Genomic DNA, 25,605 nt, shown 5'->3' on the forward strand with positions numbered 1-25,605 from the left:
ATAGGAGGGGATATATACTAACCGTCAAGCACCCGGCTATCGCCGCCACAGGCACGTTAAATGATACGGAAATAACATTGACGGAAAATCACCGTCATGGACAAATTTTTCGTTTTGTGAAAAAAAAATTAGAAAAATTGAGGAGTTGACTCAAAAAATGGTTGCTCTATGAAAGAATCTTCAGACCAATGGCAGTAATTGTATGGCAAGCAGCCTACCCGGTGCTTGCTGCCTGTATCTTATATGAAATATCCAGAAGATCCGTTTTCCCTTGATTTTCCTTTCCTGTTTTGGCATCCTGCGTTAAAAATCAATCAATTAAAAAATGAAAGGAAGATATCATGCGCAGTGACCGAATGAAAAAAGGTTTGGAGCGAGCACCCCACAGGGCCCTGTTTAAGGCTATAGGCTATACTGACGAGGAACTCCGAAGGCCTTTAATAGGCGTAGCGAACTCCTTTAACGAAATTATCCCAGGCCATGTCCATCTGCGTCAGATCACGGACGCTGTCAAGGCGGGAATCCGGATGGCAGGAGGAACTCCTGTGGAATTCGGCGGAATCGGTGTCTGTGACGGTATCGCCATGAATCACCAGGGGATGCGATACTCTCTGGCCAGCAGGGAATTGATAGCTGACTCGGTCGAGCTGATGGCACAGGCCCACCCCTTTGACGGCCTTGCACTTGTAACGAACTGCGACAAAATAACTCCGGGTATGCTGATGGCAATGCTCAGGCTCAATATTCCTGCCATAGCCGTAACCGGTGGTCCTATGCTGACAGGAGACTGGAAAGGCCAAAAGGTCAACCTGATTTCCGTATTTGAGGGGATAGGTCAGGTAAAGGCAGGAAGCATGAGCGAGGCGGAACTCAAAGAAATCGAGAATGAATCTTGCCCTACATGCGGCTCGTGTTCCGGGATGTTCACGGCAAACTCAATGAACTGTCTTTCTGAGGCCCTGGGGCTGGCCCTTCCGGGAAGCGGTACTGTTCCGGCGATATCAGCCGCCAGGATTCGCCTCGCAAAAGAGGCCGGTGTCCAGGCGGTCCGGTTGGTGGAAATGGAGTTAAGGCCAAGGGATATAGCCACTCTGCCTGCCTTTAAAAATGCTATCGCTGTGGATATGGCACTTGGTTGTTCAACTAACACGGTACTTCACGTACCTGCAATCGCCAACGAGGCCCGGGTTGATCTGCCTCTGGACCTCTTTAATGAAATCAGCGTCAGGACGCCCCATCTTTGCAACATGATACCTGCAGGTCCGCACAGCCTTCAGGAGCTTGATCTGGCCGGAGGCATCCAGGCCATTATCAGGGAATTGGACAAGCTGGGGGGCATCGATACGGATATAATGACCGTTACCGGCTGCACAGTCGGAAAAAATATCGAGCACGCGGCAATAACCAATATCGATGTAATTCATCCTGTTACCAGCCCGTATCACAAAGAAGGCGGTATTGCCATACTTCACGGAAACCTCGCTACCGAAGGCGCTGTAGTCAAACAGTCCGCAGTGGCTCCGGAGATGCTTAAGCACAGCGGTCCGGCCAGGGTCTTTAACTCAGAGGACGAGGCATACAACGCTATTTTGAATAATAAAATCAGGGCTGGAGACGTAATAGTGATCCGCTATGAAGGGCCAAGAGGCGGACCGGGTATGCCGGAGATGCTCTCTCCTACGGCCGCTGTGGTCGGCATGGGGCTGGATAAAGACGTTGCCCTCATAACCGATGGCAGGTTCAGTGGGGGTACCAAAGGCGCAGCAATCGGTCATATATCACCCGAGGCTGCTGACGGAGGTACAATATGTCTGGTCGAAGAAGGCGACATTATAGAAATCGATATCCCGGCCAGAAAATTGGACCTCCTTGTCGCTAAAGAAGAACTGGATCAAAGGCGGAGCAACTGGAAGCCGCCGGAACCTCGAATCACACAGGGATACCTGGCACGATATGCAAGGCAGGTAAGCAGCGCCTCCAGGGGTGCAGTAGTGAAATAAGTTCAGGGATTGAGGTTAAATTGCTCCTGAAAATCCCTTCTCCGGCCGGATACATGATTGTGTTCCTTCTCGGGAAACCAGGTCATATGCCAGAACTTATAGAGATCTGAGGCTGTAACATAATTTGAAGGGACACCAATCTTTTTACAAAAGCGAAGGAGGTCCTCTTTTTCACTGCATATAACATGATATGATCGGCGTCTGTGGGAATGATAGTTCTCATGTATAGCTATATTACCGCGTCCGGCCCAGGCTACCGCCTGTGGAATTTCATTAAAAACAAAAAAGCGGATGTTGAAGTCCTTTCGGAGTGATTCTATAATGCCTTCTATGTTGGAAAATAGTGGTGGTTTTTTCTGCATCGCCACAGTACTGTCCAGACCATTATCAAGATATAAATTCTCATCGTCTATTAATTCATCCGGCTTTAACATTAAAATGATTTTAGCAGGTGACCACCATGTCAAGAGAAGCAAAGATCAATAGAACTACAAAAGAAACTGACATAAATTTGAGTCTTACTGTAGACGGCCAGGGAAGAGCCTCCATAAACACGGGAGTAGGCTTTTTGGATCATATGCTGACACTTTTGACCGTACACGGCTTTTTTGATCTGGATATCGATGCCGCAGGAGATCTGGATGTCGATGCCCATCATACGACAGAGGATTTGGGGATATGCCTGGGAAAGGCTTTGACTCAGGCCTTAGGGGATTTGAGCGGTATAAGGCGTTTTGGAAATGCCTCCATACCTATGGAGGAGACCCTTGCCTGTGTAAACCTCGACATCTGCAGCAGGCCTTACTTGGTCTACAAGGTGGAATTCCTTACTTCCAAGGTAGGAAATTTTGATACAGAACTGGTTGAGGTATTCCTTCGCGCCCTGGCAGCAAATAGCGGCATGACCTTACACGTTCAGGTACCTTATGGAAAAAACAGCCATCATATTGCAGAGGCAATATTCAAGGCCTTGGGCAGGGCTATTGATAAAGCGACACAGTTAGATCCCAGATTAAGAGGCCCTCTATCCAGCAAAGGTGCACTATATTTTTGAGAAGCAGGAGCAGGAATGGTTACCTTAAGTTTATAAGGCCACAGACATGAAGAGTACAAATTTTAGAATCCCCTCGGCCATTTTCCTTTCTTTGCTGTTATTTTGCCAGATTACCTGTCTTTTGGTCTTCCCGGGATGCAACAGCTTTTTTCAAAAAAGAGCTGAAACAAAACAGACTCGGCTTCCAGCACTCAACCGGATTGCCGTCCTTCCAATGGACCGGGCATCTGCCCAACCTCATGAGGAAAGGCCAACCTGTGTCTTGAACGGCACTCTATCCGGTATCCATAAGATAACACCGGAGGCGGCCAGTAAAGTGACGCATCTTTTATTTCAAGCCCTTCAGGATAATCAAAGGTTCCTGATTGTATCTGAAGGCCGATGCACAGGTCTTATGAATTCCATGTTAGCCGCGGACATAAAGGCCTCCAGGCTCCGGTTGATCCAGGCATTTGGAAAGGAGCTTAAAGTGGATGCAGTATTGTACGGCAAGCTTTTCAGATTCGAAGATCGTATAGGCGGGGAGTACGCGGTAAAAAGTCCTGCCTCTGTCGGCTTCACCCTCCAAATAATCCGGGTTTCGGACGGAGCAATACTCTGGCGCAATACCTTTGATGAAACACAGCAGTCATTAATGGAAAATATCCTCAAGGCCGGGCTGTATAGGAAAACAGGCATGCGCTGGCTTACTGCCGCTGAATTGGCGAATTATGGCATTAACCAAGCCGTTGGTGAACTCAAGAATCTCCTTCCCTGATTCCCGGCAGGATGGTAATTATTCACTCTGACCAGGAGTGCAAACGGTTATGCCAGATGAAAATATCACCCAACCAGGTAGTTGAGTTCCTGGAAGGCCAGCGCTTTATGTGCGCACAGTGTATTGCGAAAAAGGGAGCCAGATATCACTTGCTTACCCATCTTGGAAGGGAAATCAATCTCGCCTCCAGCCGCTTTATCCATGTATCTACGCAGCAGATATCCGCCAAGGCAAGAGATATCCGTATCAAGGAACTGAACGAGATCTTTGTCCGCAGGGAGGCACTGAAAGGGAAAATCAACATTCCTGAAATCTGGGAACTGGTTCAAGACGAACAGTCGCTCTGGTCTCCGGGAAAACTGGCCGAACTGGCCTTTGAGAATACAGTCGAATCCGACCATGAGGCCGCTTTTATACGGGCAGTGATAGACGATCATACATACTTCAAATTCAGGGAAGGGATGATAAAAGTCCAATCTCCTGAGACTGTCAAACAAATCCTGGATCAACGTGCAAGAGAGGCAAGACGTTTTGCGCGACTTATCAAGGGAAGCCGGTGGCTTGAGAACCTGTGGTCAGACGATCCATTGAAAAAGGACAAGGCCATGAAAGATCTTGATGATCCGGATATTTCTTTCTGGATATCAAATATCAAAGACTTCTGTATACAGGGCGGCGAGTCAGAGCAAGCGGTTTCGGTCAGGGAACTGTTCAGGCAGGCGGGCATTACCGGCGCCGCCGCCCCTTTTTTCACCCTCATCAAGGCGGATATATGGGATGAAGAAGAAAATCTTGAGTTACTTCGATATGAAATAGACACAGGGTTTTCCGAAGCAGTAGTCCAGCAGGCGGAAGCACTGGCCGAACTTCAGGTAGATACAGAAAAAGAAGGCCGGGAGGATCTGACCGGTCTCCATACTTTTACCATAGATGGGCCGGAAAGCCTGGATCTTGATGACGCGTTGAGCTTCAGAGAGGTCGATAACGGATGGGAAATTGGTATACATATAACTGATATCGGGCTTCAGATAGGACGCGGCACCCCTATATTCAATGATGCAGTCCAGAGGGGAACAACCATTTATTTGCCAGACAGAAAAATTTCGATGCTTCCTGAAATACTTTCCCATGGGGCGTGGAGTCTCGAGACAGGAAAGGATCGCAGGGCACTGTCCTTCTTTATATATTTAGACCGGAAAGGAAATATCCTCTCGCGACGAATAGTCCGTAGCATAATCAATGTTCACGAACGCCTCACATATAAAGACGCCGAGTCAAGAATAGTAGAAGGACATCCGTTTCACACTCTCTATGAACTCTGTATTGCCCGCCAGGCCAGGAGAATTGAAGACGGTGCCCTTCCTCTGCCCATCCCTGAACTTGTAATACGGGTTGATGAGTCCGGAGATGTGGAAGTAGAGCTTTCTCAACCCGGGCCGGCACGTTTTCTCGTAGCAGAGTGCATGATTTTGGCAAATTTCATAGCAGCCCAATTTTTAAAGGATCATGCAATTCCAGCACTTTACCGAAGTCAACCCCCGCCAAGGGATCGCATTATCTCCGGAAATGAAACAGATATGTTGGCAAATTTCAGGCAGAGAAGACTCATCAGTAAAGGTAATCTCGGAACTGAGCCTGACATACATCACGGCCTTGGCCTGGATGTATACACAACGATAACATCGCCATTAAGACGCGGGCTCGATCTCCTTATGCAGCAGCAAATTACATCCGCGCTGGCAGAAAATAAACCTCTTCACTCAAAAGAAGATCTGGCAAAACTTGCCGTATACCTCCAGCAGGGCCTCGATGCTGCTGCTTCAGTATGCCAGGCAAGGACCCGTTACTGGCTGCTGAAGCACATGGAAAAAAGGAAAGACGCACCACTTGACGCATGGGTACTGGAAACAGGTCCGCACAAGATACTTGCTGTACTTTCGGATTACCTTCTGCCTGTGGAACTTCCGGTAATACCCGGACAGAGCTATTCCTGGGACGAAAAAATCAAGGTTTGCATCAAAAAAGTCAATGCCAGAGAAAACATCCTCAAAATGGATTGGTGCCATTAGACATTAACCATTCAAGGGTTCATGGTTCACAGGTTCAGAGGTTAAACGAAATTATGAAAAATGACAATCTTCACAGAAAGATACTTGCAAGTTCACTTTTGTGTTTTGGCAGTCTTACCGGTCTGGCGGGTGCAGCAGTCTATTTTGACCCGACTCTCATGAACAACTGGATCGGCCCCGCCATTCTGGGAGCCCCTCCGGCAGTTGGACTGATTTTCTATCTCATAGTGAAATCATGGCCGAAAGAAATCACTTCGTCTTTGGAAACAGAAAAAGTTATCGAATCCAAAGCAAAAGAAGAAATCACAACAACCCCTGAAACAATGCCGCCTCTGAGCAAATCAACGGTCGAGGACGATTTTGATCACCAGGTCACGGCGTCACCGGATCACCAATTTCCTCATGCCTCGGAGATCGCTATAGTCCAGATTCTGGGCCTGCTCCAACGGGAAGGCCGGCTCATTGACTTCCTGCAGGAGGACATAGAGCCGTATGACGACGCACAGATAGGTGCCGCGGTGAGAGAAGTCCATCGAGGATGCAGGGCCGCGCTGAAGGAGGTTTTTGGGCTTTCGCCAGTGCTTAATGCTGCAGAGGGAAGCCAGGTGGAAATAGAGGAGGATTTTGACCCCACCAGGATCAAACTCATAGGCAATGTCCACGGCAATCCCCCTTTTAAAGGAACACTCCGCCACTGCGGGTGGAGGTTCACTGAAGTCCAGTTGCCCGAATGGACCGCGAAGGAAGAGACCGACGTTCTGGCACCTGCGGAAGTGGAGATATTGTGATGGATGCGTCAGGGATTAAACCCTGAACCCTGAACGTTGAACCGCTTAACCTTAGGCTATTATCTATGTCATCTATAGTCCCGTTTGACGTCCGTGAACGTCTTCTGAACCAGGCCAAGAGATATATATCTGATCCAGGACTGGTGATTGCCGAAAAGGACCAGGCAATACCTTTACTGCTTCGGGCGCTGAAGCTTGGGGAGCTTAAACTCAGACGAGAAATTGTCTTATTATTGGGAAGTTTTGCCAAGGAAGATGTCTACTGGCCCTTGTATGAGATTATGTGCGATCCTGAAGAGCCGGACGAACTCAGAGATCAGGCAGCTTTACACCTCAGCGTAATAGGACCCTTTCTGGATGACCCTCAGGCCATAATCAGAAAATTGATTGCAGACCTGAAAAGCCCTGATAAAGATATCAGGGTCCGTGCCATATTGGCCCTTGGCTGGGAAGGTAATATGGGAGCGGTTCTGTCCCTGATTGAATGTCTCTATGACCCTGATGGAGAGATACAGGAAGTAGCGGTCTGTGCGCTGTGCAACCTGAAGGACAGCCGTGTGATCGGACTCCTGGTCGACAGGATGCAGCGATGCTCTCTGGACCAGAAGAGGGCCATCCTTTTTAATCTGTGGAGGTTTAGGGACAAGCAGAAGGAAGTTGCTGAAATTTACAGAAAAGAACTTGAGTGCGGTGAACCTTCTCTGAGACTGGACATACTCATACTCCTGGGGCAATTAGACAACCATACGAACCACGAGGGACTCTATCGTTCCTTCCTCAAAGATCCCAACTCAAAGATAAGGGCCCTTGCCCTTGAGCGCCTGGGTGTCATGAAGTCAATAGGGCTTGAGCAGGTCCTCCCTTTTTTGGACGATCCTGCCATGGAGGTTAAAAGGACGGCCATAAGTATTGTCCAGAACTATAAAAAGCAATGAAACCATCGGGACATTGCTCTTGGAACAATATTTACTCCAACCAAAGATGGAAATTTTGCATATGGAGCTAATGAGATGCAAGTGGGATCTCAAGCACATAATCTTCAACGGCAGGAAACGCTCGAAGGTCCTTGGCAAGGGCCGCCTTTAAGAAATTATTTACCCACCAGAAAATGTCCCTGTGACGCACTATCTCCCTGAGTCTGTGCATCCTGTTATGTCTTTCCGCTTGATCCATGTGAAATGCCTGATGAATGGCGTTAGACATCCCTTCGACATCATAGGGATTGACCATGATAGCCCCTCTGTGCAGTTGGGCTGCAGCACCTGCAAACTCGCTGAGAATCAGCACGCCGTTTTCCTCCAGATTACAGGCGCAGTATTCTTTTGCGACCAGATTCATCCCGTCTTTCAGGGGAGTAATGATGGCGATTTCAGCCAGACGATAATAGGCCAAGAGCTCGTAGCGGTCCAGGCTCCTGTAGAGATAATGTATCGGCACCCAGCCTGACTGGGTAAACCGTCCATTTATTTCACCAACAAGACGGTATAGCTCTGTCTTAAGTGCCTGGTATTCAGGGACCTCTTCCCTGCTGGGGACCACGACCTGGACCAGGGTGACCTTTCCCTGAAGTTCAGGAAAGCGGGAAAGCGCGTCTTTAAAGGCCTCGAGCCTCTCCGGTATCCCCTTGGTATAATCAAGGCGATCCACACCCAGTATTACCTGGCGATCCGGTAAGGCCTCGTGGAGGTACCATGCCATATCGGCCACCTCTTTAGATTCTGCATCCCTGGCAAATGCATCGTAACTGATACTGATAGGGAAAGTACCTACTCTGACCCGTTTATCTCCTGCAATAACGGTAACAACAGGTCCCCTTCCCGAAATCCTGATACCTGAGCTGATATGACGGAGACACTGGATAAAATTCCTGCGGTCCCTGAGTGTTTGAAAACCGACCAGTTCATATTCAAGGAGTGCCCTGAGGATCTGGGCCCTCCATGGTAATTTCATGAAGATGTCCGCAGGCGGAAATGGAATATGGAGAAAAAAGCCCGTGTTCCTCTCCGCACCAATCTCCTTGAGGAACTTGGCCATATGCATGAGATGGTAGTCATGGACCCATATATAATCGATATCGCTGCTGTATTTTATTGTAATCTCAGCGAATTTACGGTTGACGTTGAGGTACTGGTACCAGTACCTGGGCCTGAAATTACAGCGGGTCTGTAAATCATGGAACAGGGGCCAGATGACCTCATTGGAGAATCCGTAGTAATAGTCGCCGACCTCATCGGCTGAAAGCGGTACCGGATGGAGGGTATATCCGGCCTCACGGGACGCTGGTTCCATGAGCCCGGCAAGATCGGCGTCATCAGTCCCTCCGGACCACCCAATCCAGATCCCTCCCTTGTTTCTGAAGATCGGAGCAAGGGCGGTTACAAGGCCACCTGCACCAGGCTTTATCTCTAATCCATCCGGTCCATTAACCAGTCGGATAGGCAAACGGTTTGAAACTGCTACTATCCTGGTACCCAGCCCTTCCACACCCCCTCCTTTTCTTGTCAGAATGATTTGCGGGTTTCATCCCATCCCCCCTTACGGCGCGAAAAAGACATCTTCATCAATTCTATTATAATTATACCACTTCTATCCGGTCTTCAAGGCCGTGAAGCACGCCGATCATCAATGCAAGGTATTCTTTCAACTGCCGTGTCAGGAGGAAATTCTCAAGAACAAGACGTCTTGCCCTGATGCCCATTTCCTCCAACCTATCCATACGGTGCAGGAGATAACGGATGCGCAGGGCAGCGCCTTCAGGGCTTTTTACCCTAAAACCGGTAAAGTGATCTATTACCTGCAGACGAATTCCACCCGTATCTCCTCCGATCACTGGTTTTCCTTTCCACATTGCCTCTGTAACAGTGAGCCCAAAGCCCTCCTTTACGGACTTCTGAAGCACAATATCAGAGGCCCGCTGCAAGGCATTGACAGTCCTGTGGGCATCCGGCGGAAGAAGCAGTACATGGACATCTTCTTCGTCTTCCGCAGCCTTTCTGACCTCCTCAAGCACCTTTTCGCCTTCAGGGTCATCGGTGGCACCGCCGCCTGCCAGGACCAATTGCAAAGGCACCATCTTTCTGGCATATCTGAATGCCTCTATCACGCCAAGGGGATCCTTAAACCGGTCAAAACGTGAAACCTGCAAAATAAAGGGTAAATCCGGCTTCAGGCCAAAGCGGTCAAAGACGCTCCTGATCTCTTCTTTGGGAAGGTCCATGTTTTTTTCGCTCAAGGGATCTATACTGGGGGCGATCAGGTACTGGGGGTGGGGCAGGAGCTGGGCAAACTGCGCCAGGGAGAATACGCTGGCGTCATAGCCCTCTACCCACTTCCTTAAATACTTCCATACCGGGCGATACGGACGGCTGCAGTCTATATGGCACCTCCATATCCACTTTCCGCGCCTGTTGGGGCAGAAGTTGAGGAACGGCGCTGGTTGAGGATCATGTATAAAGACAAAGTCAGCCTCTTCAAGGACGGGCCGGAGTCTCTCCGCATTCTCTGCATTAACGGTCTCATAGGTCTCCAGCAGGGCCTCTGAAATATCTGTTGGAGAGCCCTGGACGGCATTGTGAAACCCCTTGGTGCATTGATAAAAATCAGGACTGCCCTCCAATACTTCCCAGATCACATCAAGGCCAAGGGCCTCCATCATGGGGACGAGTTTTCTGAGGATCTCAGCCACTCCTCCTCCCTCCCTGGTGGAATTTATATGAACAACCTTCATGCCTTTAAGGGGGGCAGCCAGTTGATAAAGGTGATTTATTACGTCCCGGCCAGTAACTTCTGCGTATCTGTCAAGGAATTCGCTCACGAGTTCACTCCGCTGAAGTATTCCCCCAGCACCATGGTGACCATATGACGCAATTCTTTCAGAGAAGAAAAGAATGGATCAACGGCCATCAGCTTAAGCCTGAGATCATTATATTTATCGCCCCATCCTATTAACCACGCGCTGAAGTCGTCACTTCTGTCTTCTGTCCTCTTGCGGGCATCTATAAAGTGGTAAAATACGCTGCCGATGGTCATCTTTGCCACTGCGGCCGGCAGATCTGACGGCCTCTCCAGATAACGCCCGGTATCCAATACCACTATCTGGGAACGGATAAAATGAAATTGCTGATCGGCCCTTGTCCAGGGCACGAATTCATTCTCGTACAGCCTGTCTTCTACCCGCTCCACCAATTCCTTTCTGACTGATTCAATATCTTCATAGTCAGTTGGGTCAATAACACTCAGCTTCTCCGCCAAGGCCTTTTCGTTAAGACGATGATATACCCAGGCTGCAAAATCATTACTGTACTCAGGTTCATCAAACTGGGGCTCCAGAAAACGCCCCCAGAAGTGATGATATATGCTGCTCTCATGGACCCTCAGCAGCCCCTCTTTAAATTCTCTCAGGTTTTGGGCCCTGTAACCAGTGGCCATGGAGACAAGTGCGCAATCCCTTATATTAAAGGGTTGAGTAAGCGGGCTTTTGCCATCATCCTGTTCAGCCATGCCAAAACTCCTCTTTCATGATCCCTATACCTATGAATTTGTCTATTCAGGAGGAATCAGCCCCTGTATCATGTTTTATTTATCGTATAAAGCCAAAAAGTTTTTAAGGTTGCAGCGGAATCATATAATCCACCTCACAGCCGTGCATCCTGCTCAATTACAAGAACATCATTGCAAGTATTATATCTACTTCCTCTTGATCAGGCAAATAACGAGTCCTGCCGGAGTTATTTTCAGGTAAGCACATTCAAAAATATTTTCTGTCCATTGGAAATTTTCAGACAGAAACTTGCTTGACTCAAGGAACTCAGGACTTATATTTTTTACTGAATATTCGGCCGCATAATAAATATTTTAAAATACAAGGAGGTATGCACCATGTTTGAAGTCACACCATGGAGACCATTTCGTGAACTGAGCAATCTTAGAAGGGAGATGGAAGATCTTTGGGAAAATATTGCAGGTGAAAGGGAATTCCTGCCCATGAGAGGGGAATGGGTGCCTGCTTTAGATGTATCAGAGACAAAGGATTCCCTTATTGTAAAAGCGGAAATCCCGGGTATGGAACCAAAGGATATTGACATATCCATATCCGGCGATCTGCTGACAATAAAAGGGGAAAAGAAGCAAAAGACCGAGGAAAAGAAAGAGAGCTTCCATCGCATCGAGACACGCTACGGGGCCTTTTCCAGGACAATCAGAGTTCCTGTAGCAGTAAATTCTGACAAAATAGATGCATCCTACGATAAGGGTGTCTTAAAGATTGTCCTCCCCAAAAAGGAAGAGATAAAGGCAAAACAGATCGAAATCAAACAGGGTTAATCCTGTCCCGATCTGCTAAAAACTGAAGGGCAGCTTTTTAAAACGCTGCCTTTTTCTGACACGGATTGCACGGATGTATGGTCTGATGAAGCAGGACGCATGGAGCAGGGGGAAAGAAAAGGGCGGCCGGTGGTTGTTGCGTCCTCTAAATTCAGTTGCCTGAATTCCAAACAAATCACCAGCAGCGCAATCCGTGTCACAAAAATAAATACAGTTATCCAGTGAAACAACGTCATCGGAACTTGTCAATGAAAATGAGATCACCTGTATTTAAAATTAAAGTACAATAATTATGTGACTCTTCAATTTTTTCATCAAGTTTTTCTAGAGCATAAGCATAAAGGTTAAAGGTGCCTCCTCAATCCCCCCGTCGTCGGGGGGACTCCCTACCTGGCTTCGGCCCTGCACCCAGGTAGGCTTAATACGCCTCCTCGCTAATATCCAGCCTTGAAGCGGTTACCTTTTTCCGGGTTTCAAAGCTCACTCATTGCAGACCGGAGAGGCAGTGCAATACTGGCCCGCTACCCAAAACCCTGCAAAAGGCAAACCGCTCCTGCGGCAAGGCACGGATGGCAACTCATACAGCGGCCCACGGGTTCACCGAATATTTATATTGAGGGAAATGTTGGCGAATCTTTAAAAGGATGTTATTGACCATTGAATAACTTTGATGTGAAGATTGGAAATGTCCATGGGGGTAGATTTTGATAATATTAAAAGACTTAAAAAAACAACTTTAATTTTCTCATGAAAAAAGGAGGATGCTATGTATAAGCTGTTTAAAATTATGGTCATTATTGCCTGCATCAATTTTCTGCCATTTCTTTCTTCTTCTTGCACCCATGCAAGGCCACCCAAACCAGGACCAAATTTTATTTGGGTAGCTCCTCACACACTGCCAAGCGGAATATTTGTGCCCGGTCATTGGAAGTACACCGGGCCGGTGCATCCAGGAAAGACGTGGGTGCCGGGACACTATAGGCCGGACGGGACCTGGAAGCCGGGTCATTGGAAAAAACTGGTTTCCCCAAAACCAGGTAAAATATGGGTACCAGGACATCACGGTCCACGGGGAAGGTGGATACCAGGGCACTGGAGATAAACATAAGACGTTTTCCCCGCCAGCATGGCGGGCAAAAAGTGGCTATCCGGCCATTTGCCGGTTTGGCAGATGGCCCGAGTCTGTGTGTGTCGAGCGGGCATAGCGATGGCACTTCAGGTGCTTGGAGGATACGCCAGATTCAATAGCATCAATATAATACCGATAAATGATGACTTGACAACTATAATATAGATGCTATGATGTTTTTATGAGAACAACGCTTACAATAGATGATGACCTTTTTCGTGAATTGCGACAAAAGGCCAATGATACCGGTTCTTCTTTTAAGGAGATAGTGAATAAGGTCCTTAGAGCAGGCCTGAAGGGTTTCAATAAACCGAAATCCTTCAAGCCCTATAAATGCAAAACGTATTCTCTCGGTTACCCTCCACGTGCAGATCTTGATCATGCCTTAGATCTTGCAGGGCACCTTGAGTCCGAAGAAATCGCCAGGAAGCTTTCACTTCGGAAATGAAAGTTGTCGATATCAATTTATTAATTTACGCTATCAATAAAGATACTCCCCATCATCTCAAGGCAAAGAAGTGGCTCGAAGCATCCCTGTCAAGCGATGAACCCTTCGGATTTGCATGGACCGTCATTTTAGGTTTTTTGAGGATTACTACCAACAGCAGAATTATGCCAACGCCTCTTTCATCAGAGATTGCTTTGGAGATCATTGATGAATGGATCAGGCAGCCGCCGTCCAGGATCATTGTCGCAACAGAGCGGCATTGGTCTATCCTGAAGGAACTTCTCATGCCCCTCGGAACAGCCGCGAATTTAACTTCTGATGCGCATCTTGCCGCACTGGCTATTGAACATGGTGCGCGATTATTCTCCACGGATAATGACTTCAGCCGATTCGCAATGCTGCGGTGGACAAATCCCATTAATTAATCGAGGGTAAACTTCCGGACAAAAAATCTCAGGGCCTTTACCTAAACGCCTTTCTTAAACGCTCTTCTACCAATGGCGGGACAAGCCCCTCAAGACTGCCGCCGAAACGGGCGGCCTCCTTGACTATGGTGGAGCTTATATAAATCCAGCGGAACCCGGTCATCAGGAATACGGTCTCTATATTGCGGGACAGCTTGCGGTTCATCAGGGCCCGCTGGAGCTCGTAATCAAAATCCGAGACGGCTCTTAATCCCCGCAGTATGGCACAGGCCCCATACCTGGCGGCAAGATCCACCAAGAGCCCATCAAAACTGGTTATCTCTACTCTTCCGTTTGTTCCCATTGTCTCACGAACCATCTCCAGACGCTCTTCCAGGGTAAACAGGCTCTCTTTAACAGGATTGATACCTATGGCGATCACTACCCTGTCAAAAAGCTTTAATGCCCGATCAATAAGATCCAAATGGCCGTTGGTCACCGGATCAAAGGTGCCCGGATATACTGCTATGCGAGATGTTGGATTTGGTGATTGCATTGTATTGACCTGTAAAACCAGAGCTCAGTCTGGCCGTATATCCGCCTGTCCATCAGTTGAATGGATGATCTTGTTTCATGCCCTTTCTTCTCAGTCTCACGGCTGGATATAACTTTGTGAGGAAGCTTTTCTCCTTTAGACTCTTCAGCAACCATCCATCCCCCGGGGGCCAAGGCGCCAGTCTCTGCTACCCATTCCAGGGCCTTTTTACCAAGGCCCTGGGAATATGGGGGATCGGCAAATATCAAATTAAAGGGCCCATGTTTGAGAACCAGACCAAGTGATTTCGAACCGGTCCTGATATCGGCCCGGACAACTTTCGCGCGCTCGCTGAAGCCGCACAAACTGAGGTTTCGCCTGATGAGATCAAGGGACGATCTGTGGTGATCTACAAAGACGACCTCCCTTGCGGCCCTGGAAAGGGCTTCAATCCCCAATGCCCCGGTACCGGCAAAGAGATCGAGAACACTGCACGATTCCCAGGGATATTTCAGGCGGACGGCCAGGATCTGAAATAGCGCCTCACGTACAAGATCTGATGTAGGACGTAAACAGCGGCCTTTGGGCCCTATCAAGCGCCGCCCCCGGGCCTGTCCTCCGGTGATTCGCATCAGACGTTAATCGTGAAAGCCGCCTATTCCCCATTATCGCTATTGATTAATCGTGACGGCCCGTTCAATGATCTTGCTCTCAGTCCAGTCTTCGGGATCCTCCTGTCGATGAGTCTTGGGACCGAGGTCATAGGACCCTGCGGTCAGTATGGCATCTATTGCCAATGGTGCGGTATCCTTGGCATTAAAGACATTAACCAGCATGTTATAGACAAAATCTTCCACACGTCCGGCCATCCTTTCCCTTATATCCCTGGATAGACCAAGTATCTTGTTCTCAAAGGGAAGATTCAATTTCTTAAAATTCCCTCCCTTTAGACCTTTGGACTGTGCATAGGCCGTCATCTCCGCCCACAGTTCCTCTGTCACCCCTTCTCCTGCAATCTTGATGAAATTGCCGTCTTCATCTGTTACGGCATTGCCGTAATCGTTCACTTCAAGACCCCAGGAGATCATCTGAAGGGCAGTGGCTACGTTGGCCTTGGTGGTATTGGTCTTTGAGGCGATCTCCCGCAGTCTGTCCGAGTTATTGCCGGACGTGCCGTGCTGTGCCCCGGAGACCTTGTATTTGGCCAATGCCTCGTGAATCTCTCTGGTCAATTCTACCTGTATTCCCAAGTCACTTGCCTCAATACCATGGGTGGAGCCATTATTAAGGGCTATCCAGTCAGGGAAGATATCATGGGCGTTAAGACCCTGTATCAGGAACAAGGCCTCATCAACTGTCGAAAGCCCTTCTTTTCCTTTGATTTCACCCACTTCGGTCTCAAGCCCGGCCCACTCGGGGATAAAGGGAGCAAGTTGCAGATTTGCAAGGAGGTTTTTGTCATCGGGGAGGTGTGATGCATCAATTGCTATGGAGGTCATGCCGGCTTCAAACAGGGTGGGGATCTCTACCTTTGCCGGTTCGACATCTTCTTCTTTCTTGATGCCATAGTGGTCGGCATGAATTGCTACCGGTATAGTGATTCCCAGCTCATTGCAGACCTGATCCACCTGCCTGGCTATGTTCCAGTAATTGACCGCGCAATAGGCATTCGCACCGCCTTCCGACCTGGCTATCTCTATTAGTATGGCTGCATTGGCCCTCTGAGCGGCGGCCAAAACGCCGCGAATGATGAGATAATTTCTGCCGTTAGCCGCAATAGTCATGGCCTTGCCTTTGGTCCGCATTGCCCTGTCAATGGCCTTGCCGCTTACCAGCAGGGCCTTTGAGTTAGGGAAAAGCCTAACTACATTGGGCGGACGTCCTACCTGCAGTGCCCTCTCAAAATCCGCGGAATAGTGACCCGCTTTTTCCGTCATGACATACCTCCTTTCAGTTTTATTAGGTTCAATGGTTCCCGGTTCAAAGGTTCAGTTGGTTTTGAACCCAGTCTCTTGGCCGATATTCAGCGAATACAGCGGGACAAAGGTAACCCTGAACGCTGAACCCTTTCAACCCTGAACGGTTACAGATATTTCTCCACCAGCAACTCTGCTATCTGAACGGCATTTGTGGCCGCCCCTTTCCTGATATTGTCAGCCACCACCCAGAAATCAAGTCCATTTGCCTGGGAGATATCTTCTCTTATCCTGCCTACAAGAGTCAGATCCTGTCCTTCAGCCTCCAGGGCGAGTGGATAGGCATTCCTGAAAGGATCATCGATTACCTTAATCCCGGGTGCATTGGTGAGGAGTTCTCTTGCCTTGGATGCGCTGATCTTCTGTTCGAACTTCACATTGACCGCCTCGGAGTGACTGTAGAATACAGGTACCCTTACGGCAGTTGCAGAGACCTGGATCTCGGGATCTTCCATGATCTTCCTGGTCTCATTCACCATCTTCATCTCTTCCCTGGTATAGCCATTGTCCATGAAGACATCTATGTGTGGAAGGCAGTTAAAGGCGATCTGGTGCGGATAGACCTTGGGCTCAAGAGTCCTGCCTTCGGCCCAGGACTTCACCTGATCCTCAAGCTCAACTATGGCCTTCTGCCCGGTGCCCGATACGGCCTGATAAGTAGATACGACAACGCGTTTTATCCGGGCACAGTCGTATAATGGCTTAAGGGCCACAACCATCTGGATGGTGGAACAGTTGGGATTGGCTATAATGCCTTTTGCCTTATAGCCTGAGATGGCATGGGGATTTACCTCCGGCACTACCAGAGGGACCTCCGGATCCATACGCCATGCGCTTGAGTTGTCCACGACTACAGCGCCGGCCTCTGCAGCCGAAGGAGCAAAGGTGAGGCTCCTGTCTCCGCCGGCAGAAAAAATTGCTATATCCACACCGTCAAAAGAATCGTGATCAAGCTTCCGGACCCGGACCTTTTCCGCCTTGAAGGAGAGCTCCTTTCCCTCGGAACGCTCGGAAGCCAAAAAACGGATCTCTCCTACAGGGAAATCCCGCTCCTCCAGAACCTTTATCATGGTCTGGCCGACCGCACCGGTGGCACCTGCTACTGCCACATTAAAAGTCTTTGCCATGACTCTTTCCTCAACCCATTAATCCCTCCTCAACCACCAGATCCCCTACTTCGGTGGTGCTATAGCCCATCCTGCCTGCTGAAAGGCTCTTCAGGTCCTCGCTGACCACCTTCCTGACTGCATTTTCAACAGCCTTTGCGGCCTCAATCTCACCCAGGTAGTCCAGCATCATCTGGGCGGCGCAGATGGCGGCCAGGGGATTAATGACATTTTTACCCGTATACTTGGGGGCCGAGCCGCCTATAGGTTCAAACATGGAGACACCCTCAGGATTGAGATTGCCTCCTGCGGCAATACCCATGCCTCCCTGTATCATGGCCCCAAGATCCGTGATGATGTCCCCGAACATATTATCAGTGACTATTACATCAAACCATTCGGGGTTTTTGACCATCCACATGCAGGTAGCGTCCACATGGGCATAGTCTGTTGCAATATCAGGGTACTCCCTGCCTACATCATAGAACGTACGTTCCCACAGGTCAAAGGCATAGGTAAGCACATTGGTCTTTCCACAGAGGGTGAGCTTCTTTGCCTTATTACGACGCCTGCAGTACTCAAAGGCAAAGCGGATGCATCGCTCCGCACCCTTTCTTGTATTGATGGATTCCTGAACAGCGACCTCATCCGGAGTGCCTTTCTTGAGCACGCCACCGGCTCCGGTATAAAGGCCTTCCGTATTTTCCCTGACGACTACGAAATCTATATCCTCTGGCCCCTTATCCTTAAGGGGTGTATCCACGCCGGGATAGAGGATAACCGGTCGAAGATTTATATACTGGTCCAGTGCAAATCGCAGGGCAAGGAGTATCCCTTTTTCCAGAATACCCGGCTTTACATCCGGATGACCGATAGCCCCGAGATAAATGGCCTTGTTTTGCTTGAGATCTTCCACTGCCCCTTCCGGGAGGACCTCTCCTGTTCGCAGATATCTCTCTCCGCCGTAATCATACCAGGTAAAATCGAGATTAAATCCAAAACGATCAGATGCGGCCTTGAGGACCTTTACACCTTCGGCCACAACCTCAGGGCCTGTACCGTCTCCCGGAATAACAGCAATTTTGTAAGTATTCATTATCTAAACCCTTTATAAGCAAATATTCTTGTGAACCCGTGGCCCCACGTAACCGTTCACTGGCAGGGGATATTTCTTTTCACTTCACACTTCAGCCCCTTAAAAGCCGAGAAAACTACGGGGCTTCCGTTAAACTGTTCAAAGAAATATCCCCTGCCAGTGAACGGTTGCCATCCGTGCCCTGCCGCAGGAGCGGTTTGCCTTTTTTCGGGGTTTTGGGTAGCGGGCCGGATTGCACTGCCTCTCCGGTCTGCGATGAGTGAGCCTTGAAACCCGGAAAAAGGTAAACCGCTCCAAGGCAGGATATAACGGGTTCACTGAATATTTACCTTTATAAAAAGAAAAATTCAACATTTACAAGCTTTTAAGCACATGCGGGATCAGTCCCCCATCTGAAATCAACTCCTGCATGAATAGAGGTATGGGCTGTGCTCTGAAGACATCTCCTGTAGTCAGGTCCCGGATTTCTCCTGTATCTGCATTCACCTCCACCTCGTCGCCTTCTTTGAGGGCTTCGGCTGCCTTATCACTCTCGAATATCGGAAGACCCATATTAAACGCATTGCGATAAAATATCCTGGCAAAGCTCGGGGCTATTACACAACCAATGCCTGCCGCCTTAAGGGCTATGGGAGCATGCTCTCTGGAAGAACCGCAACCAAAATTCTTTCCTGCAACTATTATGTCTCCCGGTTTTATTTTTTTGGAAAAATCAGGATCGGCATCCTCCATACAGTGTTTGGCAAGCTCTGCCGGGTCCGAGGTATTTAGATAGCGTGCCGGGATAATCACATCGGTATTTATATCTTCCCCGAATTTCCAGACCCTTCCCTTGATTTTCATGGTTCAGACCTCGTTAAGTGGTTAAGTCGTTAAATAGTTGAGTCGTTGAGTCGGAAAATAAATGTTAAATCAGTATATTAGACCTTCAACTACATCAAGTGTCCAATTTTTATGCAAACCATATAAGTTCATATAATAACCACTTAACTAATCAACTATTCAACCACTCAACGACTCAACTATTTGACGATCTCTGTGGTTATTTAATACTTCTTTTTTCCCTTACAGCTCATCAGGACTTCCGATTCTACCCAATACCGCACTTGCAGCGGCAATGGCCGGATTTGCCAGATATACCTCACTCTCAGGATGTCCCATCCGGCCCACAAAATTCCTGTTTGTCGTTGCAAGGGCCCGTTCCCCCCTGGCAAGAACCCCCATGTGCCCTCCGAGACAGGGTCCGCAGGTGGGTGGCCCTATAACCGCGCCGGCATCCAGAAAGGTCTTGAGAAATCCCTTATCCAGGGCCTGGGTATACTCTGAGGGAGTAGTAGGAATGACTATCAGTCTAAGACCTTTTGACACATGCCGTCCGGATATGACCCCAGCGGCAAGGGCCAGGTCTTCCAGACGTCCATTGGTACAGGAACCTATCACCACCTGATCCAGAGGTATGTTTCCCACTTCTGAAATACCCTTGGTATTTTCAGGCAGATGGGGACAGGCCACCTGAGGTTCTATATCGCTGCAGTCATACTCAATAACCCTGGCGTATCGGCTGTCTTCATCACTGCGATAAACGGTAAAATCCCTGCCTGTCCGGCCAGTCAAATAGCTTAGGGTCGTATCATCAGGATTAATAAGCCCCACTTTGCCACCTGCCTCGATGGCCATATTGGACATGGTAAACCGGCCTGCCATGGACAGGGAATCAATCACCGTACCCGTAAATTCCATGGCCATATACAGGGCCCCGTCCACACCGATATCGCCTATGGTGTAGAGTATCAAATCCTTGCCACCGACCCAGGGCCGGAGTTTTCCATTGTATATAAATTTTATGGACTCCGGCACCTTGAACCAGGTCTTTCCTGTCATCATAGTGGCGGCCAGATCAGTGCTCCCCACCCCTGTAGCAAAAGTCCCCAATGCACCGTATGTACAGGTATGACTGTCGGCTCCTATAACGACTTCACCTGGAAGCACCAGTCCTTTTTCCGGAAGCAGCACATGTTCTACTCCGGATTCACCACCGTCATAATGGTGAACAATACCCTGCTCGGCGGCAAACTCCCTGAGGAGCCTGGCCTGCTCGGCACTCATAATATCCTTGTTGGGAACAAAGTGGTCTGACACCAGGGCAATCTTTTCCCTGTCAAAAACAGCCCTTACGCCTGCCTGCCTGAAGGTCTTTATGGCAATGGGGGCTGTAATGTCGTTGCCCAGTGCAAAGTCCACATAGACTTCGACCAGTTGACCAGGCTCCACGCTATCCAGGCCGGCATGGGCAGCCAGGATCTTTTCGGCTATTGTCATCGGCCGGCTCATAACATGCTCTCGTAACCGTTCACGGGTTCAAAGGTTCAGGGTTCGATGCAGCAAATTCATCTAAAGGATTCAAAGATTCAAGGTATGGGGTTAATGCAAGTTACAAAAAGAAAAGCAATCCTTAACCTTTGAACCCTGAACCCCTGAACCTCGGAACCCTGATTCACAATTCAACATTTCTTTTGCAGCGCATTTTCCTTTATATATACAAGACGGTTCAGGGCGTTCAAATATGCCCTGACACTGGCAGTAATTATATCAGGATCGGCTCCATGGCCTGTGACCACATGGCTGTCTTCTTCAAGACGCACAGTGACCTCTCCCAAGGCATCCGTGCCTCCTGTAATGGAATTTACAGTAAAACGGAGCAGATGGCTTTTAGTATTCACGATCTCGGCCACTGCCTTGTAGGCCGCATCTATGGGACCGGCCCCCGTGCTCACTCCGTCAACCTCTTTGCCGTCTATTTCTATTATCACGGTTGCGGTCGGTTTTATGCCGCTGCCACCGGCAACATGGAGATAAACAAGACGATAACGATCCGGAATCCTGAGTACCTCCTCTGCCACGAGGGCCTCAATATCCTCCGGATAAACCTCCTTTTTTTTGTCTGCAAGCGACTTGAACCTCGTAAATACCCTATCGATCTCTTCATCACTGAGCTTGTAGCCTGATTCCTCAAGCTTTGCCTTAAGGGCATGTCTCCCGGAGTGTTTTCCAAGGACCAGGATCCCTTTGCTAAGACCTATGTCCTTGGGATCGATAATCTCATAGGTCGTACGTTCCTTTAAGACACCGTCCTGGTGGATTCCGGACTCGTGTGCAAAGGCATTGGCCCCTACTATGGCCTTGTTTGCCTGGACCACCATTCCGGTAAGCATGCTTACCAGCCGGCTGGTAGCCATAATATGTTGAGCGGATATCGCAGTGTCATAGGGAAGGACGTCTCGCCTGGTACGGATGGCCATGACCACCTCTTCCATGGCGGCATTTCCACACCTTTCACCTATGCCGTTTACAGTGCACTCCACCTGTCTTGCACCTTGTTCCAAAGCCGTCAGCACATTCGCTGTGGCCAGTCCCAGATCATTGTGACAGTGTACGCTCAGGACCGCTTTGTGGATGTTGGGCGTGTGCTCGATTACATACCTGATCATCCTGCCAAAGTCATGAGGTACAGCATACCCCACTGTGTCGGGAAAATTGACCGTTGTGGCACCGGCATCTATCACTGCCTCAAAGACCCTGCACAGAAAATCCAGATCGCTCCGGCTTGCGTCTTCAGCGGAAAACTCCACATTGCCTGTGTATTTTGCAGCATACCCTACCGCAGTCCTGGCCATATCCAATACCTGTTCCCTGGTCTTTCTCAGTTTATACTGGAGGTGGATATCAGAAGTGGCAATAAAGGTATGTATTCGAGGATTTTCTCCCTCCTTTATCGCCTCCCAGGCCGTATCGATGTCTTTCTCATTGGCACGGGCCAGGGCAGCGATCTGCAGCCCCCTGATTTCCTGTGAAAGGCGCTGAACACTCTCAAAGTCACCCTGGGAGGCAACAGGAAATCCGGCCTCGATTACATCGACGTTCAGCTTTCTCAACTGCCTTCCGATCTGGAGTTTTTCTTCAGCGTTCAGGGATACACCCGGGGACTGCTCACCGTCCCTTAATGTAGTATCAAATATTATTATCCTTTCACCGCTGCTCATTTTCTTTACTTCCCAGTAATTGTTCACTTCCCGCACTGTTGCCAAGGAGCATGAACAGGCCCCTAAGTCCCCTTGTCCCTGCCATGGAAAACATCTTTACTTTGATGTCTTATACCGGACCTCAACGACCTGGGTCTCAGAACTCTGAGGGACATCAACACAGGCCCGGATATCACATAGGTAACCATAAGGACAAACAGGGTCACCTTTGGCTCTGTAGCAACTACCATTATACCCAGAATCAACACCACCATACCGGAAAAAGGATGCTGTTGAAGCCAGCGAACTTCCTTAAAACTGTGGTAACGCACATTGCTGACCATCAGAAAAGAGAGGCCGTAGACCGTGATCAGCACTGTCACATGGCGCACCGGCCCAAATATTCCGAGATGCTGGCATAAAAGCACTGATGTAGCCAGTACGGCCGCTGCAGAGGGGCATGGCAGGCCAAGGAAGTAACTCCTTTCGCGGCTATTGCCGCCTTGGCTCAGGGTATTGAATCTGGCCAGCCTGAGAGCAGTGGTTGCCACATACAGAAAGGCGGCAAGCCATCCCAGCCGGCCGTAGTCCTGCAGCCCCCACATAAAGGCCAGTATGCCCGGGGCTACCCCAAAGGCCACCAGGTCTGAAAGGGAATCATACTCCAGACCGAATCTGGTGGTAGTACGGGTCCAGCGGGCCACCCTTCCGTCCAGACCATCCAGGATACCGGCTATCAAAATGGCCACGGCAGCAGCCTGATAATTACCCTTGATAGCGGCAATAATGGCATAGAACCCGCTGAATAAACTTGCCGAGGTCAGCAGGTTTGGAAGGAGATATATTCTGCGTCTTGAAACCCTGTCTGCCGAATCACTGCTTTGCTTTTCTGCCATGAGAGCCCCCTGTTAGAAATAAGGAACTGGAAACTGCTAGTTGCTGCCGTTTCGGGCAAGAACCGTCTGCCCGGCCCTTGTCCGGTCACCCTTTTTTACCAACACTGAGACGGTTTTTGGGACATACACGTCAAGACGGGACCCAAAACGAATGAGTCCAAAGCGTTCACCGATTTTAACATTATCACCGGCCTTAACCCAACAGGAAATCCTTCTGGCTATTATACCCGCTACCTGTACAACGGTCAGCTTTATTCCGTCCTCGCCGCAGATCAAGATGGCATTCCGCTCGTTTTCGAGCAAGGCCCTTTTACGGTCAGCAGGCCAGAAAGATCCGGGCCGGTATGAAATCTGTCGAACCTGACCTGTAATTGGAACCCTGTTTACGTGCACATTAAAAATACTCATAAATATACTGATTCGCCTTACATCTTTTCCGCCAAGGGAATCCCTGTCATCTTCAGCCACATCTATGACCCGACCGTCAGCCGGCGATACCACCAGGCCTGAACCTGATGGAATTATACGCTCTGGATCCCGAAAGAAGAACAGGACAAAGCCTGCAATCACAAAAAAGACTATGGCCGTAACAGACCAGTTGAGTGAAGCAAATACCACAGCGGCCAGGACAGCACCACCTATAAAAGGAGTTCCTTCCCTGGCAACCGGAATGCGATGAGAATGCATTAAGGGCTTATTAGAGATTATTTACTCCATATCTGGCGGTCGGCAGGGCCTTTTGCAGGATTTCAAAGCATAATCCGGTGCAGATCTCAATTGGGTGTGCTATCCGCCCGCGGTTGAAATCCTGCAAAAGGCCCTGCCGACCGCCATGAAGCGTAAATGTTTAAAGGGCCAAGAAAAAACCAAGGCTACTTCTTAAGCCAGCCCATCATATCCCTCAGGCGGGAGCCGACCTCCTCAATGGGATGTTCCTTTTCACGCTGCCTGAGGGCGTTGAATACAGGACGATTGACCATGTTATCCAGCATCCACTCCCTGGCAAAACTTCCACTCTGAACCTCCTCGAGGATCCTGCGCATTTCCTTTCTCGTTTCTTCTGTTATTATGCGTTTCCCCCTGGTAAGATCGCCATATTCCGCGGTATCGCTGATTGAGTAACGCATCTGTGCCAGACCGCCTTCGTAAATCAGGTCAACTATGAGCTTGAGTTCGTGGCAGCACTCGAAATACGCTATTTCCGGTTGATAACCCGCTTCAACCAGGGTCTCAAAACCGGCCTTTATGAGCTCAGTGACCCCGCCACAGAGCACACACTGCTCGCCAAAGAGATCGGTTTCGGTCTCTTCTTTATACGTGGTTTCAATGACGCCCGCACGGGCGGCTCCTATGCCGTTTGCATAGGCAAGTGCCCTTTTAAGGGCTTTTCCAGTGTGATCCTGATGTACGGCTACCAGGCTGGGCACCCCGGCTCCCCTTTCGTATTCCCTGCGCACCAGGTGTCCCGGACCTTTGGGCGCCACCATTGTGACGTCTACGTCAGCCGGAGGAATTATCTGGCCAAAGTGAATGTTAAAGCCATGGGCAAAAAGGAGCATGTCCCCGGTCTTCAGATTTGGCTCGATGTCACTTTTGTATAGCTGTGCCTGGACATGGTCAGGTACCAGGACCATGACAAGATCTCCCTCGGCTGCAGCCTCTCCGGCACTTACTGGTTCAAACCCGTGTTTGATTGCAAGATCGTAATTTGATGTTCCGGGAAGTTCCCCCACAACAACGGACAACCCGCTGTCTCTCAAATTCTGGGCATGGGCATGCCCTTGGCTGCCATAGCCGATTATAGCTATGGTCTTCCCTTGAAGTATGTCCATGGGGGCGTCCTGTTCGTAGTAAATCCTCATCCTCTTATAGCTCCTTCCTGGTAACCGTTAAAACTCCTTGTCAGCCGGGAAATGATTAATTACCTTTCCTAATCGGTGCAAGACCGTTCGAAATTCACAAAACAACTGCTCAGACTTTCGGTGAACCCTGAACCCTGAACCTCT

General features: G+C 49.3%; 28 protein-coding genes. 11 read left to right on the forward strand and 17 right to left on the reverse strand.

The features are described from left to right. Positions 1-341 precede the first annotated feature (341 nt). Positions 342-2,000 carry a dihydroxy-acid dehydratase gene (ilvD, locus tag C4B57_09760; GenBank protein PXF53197.1) on the forward strand — a complete coding sequence of 553 codons (1,659 nt, stop codon included), beginning with the start codon at positions 342-344 and terminating at the stop codon, positions 1,998-2,000. Positions 2,001-2,002: 2 nt separating this feature from the next. On the opposite strand, the gene C4B57_09765 is transcribed toward ilvD, so the two are convergent. Beyond that, positions 2,003-2,434 (reverse strand): hypothetical protein, encoded by a 432-nt coding sequence (locus C4B57_09765; GenBank protein PXF53198.1) that lies wholly within the window; start codon positions 2,432-2,434, stop codon positions 2,003-2,005. A gap of 26 nt (positions 2,435-2,460) precedes the next feature. Here C4B57_09765 and C4B57_09770 point away from each other — a divergent pair, with 26 nt between their 5' ends. The 5 genes from C4B57_09770 to C4B57_09790 all read left to right on the forward strand — a co-directional run bounded on the left by C4B57_09770 (position 2,461) and on the right by C4B57_09790 (position 7,603). After that, a complete protein-coding gene (locus C4B57_09770) occupies positions 2,461-3,054 on the forward strand; it encodes an imidazoleglycerol-phosphate dehydratase HisB (protein ID PXF53199.1) in 594 nt (197 codons plus the stop codon). A 46-nt stretch (positions 3,055-3,100) separates the two neighbouring features. Beyond that, the gene (locus C4B57_09775) at positions 3,101-3,811 is read left to right on the forward strand and encodes a hypothetical protein (protein PXF53200.1); all 711 of its coding nucleotides are present in this window, start codon (positions 3,101-3,103) and stop codon (positions 3,809-3,811) included. Positions 3,812-3,822: 11 nt separating this feature from the next. Continuing rightward, positions 3,823-5,880, forward strand: a complete 2,058-nt coding sequence (locus C4B57_09780) for a hypothetical protein (GenBank protein PXF53201.1) — start codon at positions 3,823-3,825, stop codon at positions 5,878-5,880. After that, the gene (locus C4B57_09785) at positions 5,706-6,668 is read left to right on the forward strand and encodes a hypothetical protein (GenBank protein ID PXF53249.1); all 963 of its coding nucleotides are present in this window, start codon (positions 5,706-5,708) and stop codon (positions 6,666-6,668) included. The genes C4B57_09780 and C4B57_09785 overlap by 175 nt, the downstream gene beginning before the upstream one ends. A 65-nt stretch (positions 6,669-6,733) precedes the next feature. Then, on the forward strand, positions 6,734-7,603 hold the full coding sequence (locus C4B57_09790) for a hypothetical protein (GenBank protein ID PXF53202.1): 870 nt from the start codon (positions 6,734-6,736) through the stop codon (positions 7,601-7,603). 67 nt (positions 7,604-7,670) lie between these two features. On the opposite strand, the gene C4B57_09795 is transcribed toward C4B57_09790, so the two are convergent. The 3 genes from C4B57_09795 to C4B57_09805 all read right to left on the reverse strand — a co-directional run bounded on the left by C4B57_09795 (position 7,671) and on the right by C4B57_09805 (position 11,168). Beyond that, a complete protein-coding gene (locus C4B57_09795) occupies positions 7,671-9,152 on the reverse strand; it encodes a trehalose-6-phosphate synthase (protein ID PXF53203.1) in 1,482 nt (493 codons plus the stop codon). A gap of 91 nt (positions 9,153-9,243) precedes the next feature. Next, positions 9,244-10,395, reverse strand: a complete 1,152-nt coding sequence (locus tag C4B57_09800; protein ID PXF53250.1) for a glycosyl transferase family 1 — start codon at positions 10,393-10,395, stop codon at positions 9,244-9,246. A gap of 83 nt (positions 10,396-10,478) precedes the next feature. Next, on the reverse strand, positions 10,479-11,168 hold the full coding sequence (locus C4B57_09805) for a hypothetical protein (protein ID PXF53204.1): 690 nt from the start codon (positions 11,166-11,168) through the stop codon (positions 10,479-10,481). Between C4B57_09805 and C4B57_09810 the strand changes: the two genes are divergently transcribed. Continuing rightward, complete coding sequence (locus C4B57_09810; protein PXF53205.1) at positions 11,167-11,409, forward strand: hypothetical protein; 243 nt, start codon at positions 11,167-11,169, stop codon at positions 11,407-11,409. The two genes, C4B57_09805 and C4B57_09810, sit on opposite strands and share 2 nt — an antisense overlap. Before the next feature lie 137 nt (positions 11,410-11,546). Further along, entirely contained in the window at positions 11,547-11,990 is a 444-nt protein-coding gene (locus tag C4B57_09815) for a molecular chaperone (protein PXF53206.1), read from the forward strand. Here C4B57_09815 and C4B57_09820 read toward each other — a convergent pair. After that, a complete protein-coding gene (locus tag C4B57_09820) occupies positions 11,987-12,226 on the reverse strand; it encodes a hypothetical protein (protein ID PXF53207.1) in 240 nt (79 codons plus the stop codon). The two genes, C4B57_09815 and C4B57_09820, sit on opposite strands and share 4 nt — an antisense overlap. Positions 12,227-12,756: 530 nt before the next feature. On the opposite strand from C4B57_09820, the gene C4B57_09825 reads away from it, so the two are divergent. From C4B57_09825 to C4B57_09835, 3 genes are all read left to right on the forward strand, one after another. Continuing rightward, on the forward strand, positions 12,757-13,092 hold the full coding sequence (locus C4B57_09825) for a hypothetical protein (protein PXF53208.1): 336 nt from the start codon (positions 12,757-12,759) through the stop codon (positions 13,090-13,092). Positions 13,093-13,300: 208 nt separating this feature from the next. Continuing rightward, a complete protein-coding gene (locus tag C4B57_09830) occupies positions 13,301-13,567 on the forward strand; it encodes a DUF2191 domain-containing protein (protein ID PXF53209.1) in 267 nt (88 codons plus the stop codon). After that, positions 13,564-13,992: a hypothetical protein gene (locus tag C4B57_09835; GenBank protein ID PXF53210.1), complete on the forward strand. Its 429-nt coding sequence runs from the start codon at positions 13,564-13,566 to the stop codon at positions 13,990-13,992. The genes C4B57_09830 and C4B57_09835 overlap by 4 nt, the downstream gene beginning before the upstream one ends. Before the next feature lie 37 nt (positions 13,993-14,029). Here C4B57_09835 and C4B57_09840 read toward each other — a convergent pair whose 3' ends face one another. The 12 genes from C4B57_09840 to C4B57_09895 form a co-directional block, all read right to left on the reverse strand. After that, the gene (locus C4B57_09840; GenBank protein ID PXF53211.1) at positions 14,030-14,527 is read right to left on the reverse strand and encodes a pantetheine-phosphate adenylyltransferase; all 498 of its coding nucleotides are present in this window, start codon (positions 14,525-14,527) and stop codon (positions 14,030-14,032) included. Further along, positions 14,497-15,138, reverse strand: a complete 642-nt coding sequence (gene rsmD / locus C4B57_09845) for a 16S rRNA (guanine(966)-N(2))-methyltransferase RsmD (protein ID PXF53212.1) — start codon at positions 15,136-15,138, stop codon at positions 14,497-14,499. Before rsmD ends, C4B57_09840 begins: the two co-directional genes overlap by 31 nt. Positions 15,139-15,177: 39 nt before the next feature. Continuing rightward, positions 15,178-16,443, reverse strand: a complete 1,266-nt coding sequence (locus C4B57_09850; protein ID PXF53213.1) for a ketose-bisphosphate aldolase — start codon at positions 16,441-16,443, stop codon at positions 15,178-15,180. A 146-nt stretch (positions 16,444-16,589) separates the two neighbouring features. Then, positions 16,590-17,609 carry an aspartate-semialdehyde dehydrogenase gene (locus tag C4B57_09855; protein PXF53214.1) on the reverse strand — a complete coding sequence of 340 codons (1,020 nt, stop codon included), beginning with the start codon at positions 17,607-17,609 and terminating at the stop codon, positions 16,590-16,592. Between the two features lie 10 nt (positions 17,610-17,619). Beyond that, on the reverse strand, positions 17,620-18,684 hold the full coding sequence (locus C4B57_09860) for a 3-isopropylmalate dehydrogenase (GenBank protein PXF53215.1): 1,065 nt from the start codon (positions 18,682-18,684) through the stop codon (positions 17,620-17,622). A 138-nt stretch (positions 18,685-18,822) separates the two neighbouring features. Then, a complete protein-coding gene (locus C4B57_09865) occupies positions 18,823-19,038 on the reverse strand; it encodes a hypothetical protein (protein PXF53216.1) in 216 nt (71 codons plus the stop codon). Then, the gene (gene leuD, locus C4B57_09870; protein ID PXF53217.1) at positions 19,039-19,527 is read right to left on the reverse strand and encodes a 3-isopropylmalate dehydratase small subunit; all 489 of its coding nucleotides are present in this window, start codon (positions 19,525-19,527) and stop codon (positions 19,039-19,041) included. A 222-nt stretch (positions 19,528-19,749) separates the two neighbouring features. Then, the gene (gene leuC, locus C4B57_09875; protein PXF53218.1) at positions 19,750-21,015 is read right to left on the reverse strand and encodes a 3-isopropylmalate dehydratase large subunit; all 1,266 of its coding nucleotides are present in this window, start codon (positions 21,013-21,015) and stop codon (positions 19,750-19,752) included. Between the two features lie 170 nt (positions 21,016-21,185). Further along, positions 21,186-22,724 carry a 2-isopropylmalate synthase gene (locus tag C4B57_09880; protein ID PXF53251.1) on the reverse strand — a complete coding sequence of 513 codons (1,539 nt, stop codon included), beginning with the start codon at positions 22,722-22,724 and terminating at the stop codon, positions 21,186-21,188. Between the two features lie 62 nt (positions 22,725-22,786). Continuing rightward, entirely contained in the window at positions 22,787-23,599 is an 813-nt protein-coding gene (gene pssA / locus C4B57_09885) for a CDP-diacylglycerol--serine O-phosphatidyltransferase (protein ID PXF53219.1), read from the reverse strand. 36 nt (positions 23,600-23,635) lie between these two features. Beyond that, positions 23,636-24,286 carry a phosphatidylserine decarboxylase family protein gene (locus tag C4B57_09890; GenBank protein PXF53220.1) on the reverse strand — a complete coding sequence of 217 codons (651 nt, stop codon included), beginning with the start codon at positions 24,284-24,286 and terminating at the stop codon, positions 23,636-23,638. A 185-nt stretch (positions 24,287-24,471) separates the two neighbouring features. Continuing rightward, on the reverse strand, positions 24,472-25,461 hold the full coding sequence (locus C4B57_09895) for a ketol-acid reductoisomerase (GenBank protein ID PXF53221.1): 990 nt from the start codon (positions 25,459-25,461) through the stop codon (positions 24,472-24,474). Positions 25,462-25,605 lie beyond the last annotated feature (144 nt).

This window comes from Deltaproteobacteria bacterium (assembly GCA_003194485.1).
In the GTDB taxonomy this organism is placed as follows: Bacteria; Desulfobacterota; Dissulfuribacteria; order Dissulfuribacterales; family UBA3076; genus UBA3076.